We start from the raw sequence: 3461 nt of genomic DNA, 5'->3' as shown, positions 1-3461 counted from the left end.
AATTGAAGTTCAGTGTTTACAGTGTGTTTTTTAAGTTCGGCGGTGCGTTGTCAACCCCTTAGCCGGGCGTTAGCTGAGGTTAAGAAAAACCATAAAATTAAGCGCTTATTTTTCTTAGTCTGAGGCTCTAGCTTTACATCTGAAAGTCAGCACTTCTCCGCGTATCTCGCCAGTGGCACTGTTCGTGAAGTGCTTGATCTAACCGAAGTCTGTTTACGGGAAGTGGTGTGTTTGTTTATTTCTTTGGCGTGGCTTCTTTGGTTTTGAAGCTCTTTCGCGCTTAAGTTGATTTCGCGCACTTGGTTGTTGGCTTCTTCGAAAGGATTCTTTGTAAATTTAAGCTCTAGAAACTCGTCAAGTTTTGCTGTTATTTCTTCTTTGCCAAGTGCGTTTCGTGGATTAGGTTTTAGTTTCTCAGTTGTCCGTTTTACTTTGTCGCTTGAAAACAATAATGTGTTTTAAATTAGGCCGTTGGGTAGCAAATCTCCGGCTAAAGTGCAGCAGCTAACAAACGGCTCAAGAGGGATTGCCAACGCGTGGCGACTTTAGCGCAAAATTGAAGTTCAATGTTTACAGTGTGTTTTTTGAGTTCGGCTATGCGTTGTCAACCCCTTAGCCGGGCGTTAGTTTACCAGTGAAGATCATCACCCTAAATCCAATCCTAGGGTGAAATCTTAATTACAGGTGGTTCTGCGGAAGTTGTGATTGACCGAGTACAGCAACAACTAAAATGAAGCCATCTTCTTTTGTAAAGTAAGCGGTATGCTTGCCCACAGGGAAATAAAAACCACTTGGGTATATCTCATCGCAACTGCGACCAACAGCTGGGTTGTCAGCAAGCATTTGAAACCCTGTTAGTAAGGTATCTTTGTAGCTTCGCCATTGCATCTCAGAGAAATTGTTGACGGTATAGTTTTTGATTTTTTGTAAATGGGTCTGTGCTAATTTACTTAGCTTATATTTATTCTTTTGCATAATGGGTTATAAGGCGTTTAAAAAGTCTTCACCATCAACCACATTGCCTTGTGCCAAGTCTTGCTTAGCTGACTCGAAACAATGTCTCAGGTAATCAGTTTTCATTGCCTCCAGCTCTTCATAGTCCTTAATCGACATAACAACTACGGCATCTTTGCTATTTTTGCTAATTTTCACTGGCTCACGTTGAGCGCTCAGAAGTAACTCACCAAAGTTACGTTTGGCATCATTTGCTGTTAATGTGTGCATGATTACTCTCCAAATCTGGAATCACAGTAAGATTATAGTTATTCGCATGAAATGGTCAATATGATTAAATCGTGCGATTTGTGCGAAAGGTAAACTAACAAACAATTTAAGAGGGATTCCCAACGCTTGGCATTTTTGCTTCTACTTCAATTTTTGTGTTTATGGCACAATGCTTTAGGTTGGGTGTTAGCGTTGCTCACCCCTTAATTGGGCGTTAGCTTAAAACATTAAAAATCAGTTGCTTATGGTTTTTTCTTTCTTCCATTGGCCATTCGTTCAGGTTTCTCGGCAAATCAGCATTGTTTGCCAACGCGAGTTTTTAGCCGTTGCCTCAATGGAGTTTTGGGATTGCGCGAGGTTAGTAAGCTTGGCTCAAAGTCGCTTTGGAAGTTTTGCTTTCGCTTTGAGTTTTCCGAAAATGATTTATCAAAATTTTCGAGTTTTCAAATCGCACGAAAGGCCACAAAGTTTGAGTCAATTCGGGTTTTAAATCTCAGGTGGTTTGTTGGTTTTCCAAATCGGGTTAATCTCAGTTTTGGCAAATCTAAGGTGCTGAAATTTAAGCTAACAAACTGCTTAAGAGGGATTCGCAATGCGTGGCATTTTCAGCATGCGGTGAGTTTCGTGATTAAGGCGGTGTGCGGTAGCTTTCGCAGTGTATTGCTCACCCCTTAGCAGGGCGTTATGCAACTCAGGTAAATTTAGGGGTTCAATTTTTTGGGATTTCTCCGGCCATTCGTTTTGCGTTGTCGGCAAATGAACATTTTCACCCCCAAATTCGTGGTTAACTCAAGCCGTAAAACAGGCAAGGTTCTTTGTTTGCCTCAATAAGTTTTGGTGCTGGTTTGTTGTCAATTCAGCGTGCACAAAGTGTGGAAAGGGCAAGTTTATCGAGCATTTCGCACTTGCTGAAAGCCTTGCTTGTTGAGTTTGTCTCATTCAAAAGCTTGATTTGTTGCTGAACGGTGGACTTTGTTTTGGTGGCTCATTTATCACAGTTCTTGCTTGGGTTGATTCTTGAATCACTCAACCATTGCAATTGTGGCTTTTGGTCGTGTAAATTCTGTTTATCTCATTGAATTTGCATAACAAACGGCTCAAGAGGGATTGCCAACGCTTGGCGACTTTAGTGCAAAATTTAAGTTCAGTGTTTACAGTGTGTTTTTTGAGTTCGGCGGTGCGTTGTCAACCCCTTAGCCGGGCGTTAGAGCTTCTTTTTGAATAGGTGGAAAATGGACAAGAAAGAGAAAACAAAACCGTTACGAGAATGGAATGAATTAGCAAAAGAAAACGCCGAAAATGCTATTGTATCCTCCATGTTTGTGGCAACACTAAAAACCACTTCTAGTTTAGATACATTAAATAATTGGCTCCTAGTCACGACAGGTGCAATCGCCTCCTTCTTGTTGGCAAATATTAACAATATTTCAGAGTTTCTCGGTCGCGATGCTATTGTGGATGGTGGCTATGTTTTGTGTATCTCATGTGTATTTGGGGTATTTGGAAAAATAATGGGAATGCGCTGTAAAATGGCTCAAGAGCTTTCAGAATCAGTTAAGTTCACATTTTTAGAACATATGAAAACTCATGAGGAAGAAGAGGAAAAAATCCAAGAAGGGGCTAAGTTTTGGGGGATTTCGCTTGATACAGGAATACGCATTGAAAGAGTTTTATCTGAGTATTTGGCATTATTTCCTGCGCCCATTCGCTGGCTCGCAAATCGTCACTTCAAAAAAGAAAAAGATAACCCTCAAATCGCTTACGTTGGTCAAATGAAAAGTTTGCAAGTGCAGGGAGGAGCAATATTGATTCAAGCAACTCTGTTTATATATTTCTTTGTATCGATGTTTGCAGCAATATCGAAGCTCTAACAAAGCATTCAAGAGGGACAGCCAACGCGTGGCATTTTTATTATGCGTTGGTTTTGGTGGTTACGGTGTTATGCGGAAACTTGGTAGTGGCGTTGTCTGCCCCTTAATGCGGCGTTAGCTGAGGTTAAGAAAAGCCATAAATTAAGCGTTTATTTTTCTTAGTCAGTGGCTCTAGCTTTACACCTGAAAGTCAGCACTTTTCCATGTATCTCGCCAGTGGCACTGTTCGTGAAGTGTTTGAACTAACCGAAGTCTTCTTACGGGAAGTGGTGTGTTTGTTTATTTCTTTGGTGTGGCTTCTTTGGTTTTGAAGCTCTTTCGCGCTTAAATGGATTTTGCGCACTTGGTTGTTGGCTTCTTCGAAAG

General features: G+C 41.1%; 3 protein-coding genes. 1 reads left to right on the top strand and 2 read right to left on the bottom strand.

Going from position 1 to position 3461, the window contains the following annotated elements; translation table 11 throughout:
- Nucleotides 1-678: 678 nt before the first annotated feature.
- Complete coding sequence (locus AACT18_RS17610; RefSeq protein WP_038939651.1) at nucleotides 679-975, bottom strand: type II toxin-antitoxin system RelE/ParE family toxin; 297 nt, start codon at nucleotides 973-975, stop codon at nucleotides 679-681.
- 6 nt (nucleotides 976-981) lie between these two features.
- Nucleotides 982-1224 (bottom strand): type II toxin-antitoxin system Phd/YefM family antitoxin, encoded by a 243-nt coding sequence (locus AACT18_RS17605; RefSeq protein WP_000557295.1) that lies wholly within the window; start codon nucleotides 1222-1224, stop codon nucleotides 982-984.
- A gap of 1232 nt (nucleotides 1225-2456) precedes the next feature.
- On the opposite strand from AACT18_RS17605, the gene AACT18_RS17600 reads away from it, so the two are divergent.
- Nucleotides 2457-3095: a hypothetical protein gene (locus tag AACT18_RS17600; RefSeq protein ID WP_094146636.1), complete on the top strand. Its 639-nt coding sequence runs from the start codon at nucleotides 2457-2459 to the stop codon at nucleotides 3093-3095.
- The last annotated feature ends 366 nt before the right edge of the window (nucleotides 3096-3461 follow it).

This window comes from Vibrio sp. V04_P4A5T148 (genome assembly GCF_963875605.1).
Lineage (GTDB): Bacteria > Pseudomonadota > Gammaproteobacteria > Enterobacterales > Vibrionaceae > Vibrio > Vibrio anguillarum.
This window is presented reverse-complemented; position numbering and strand designations above follow the sequence as displayed.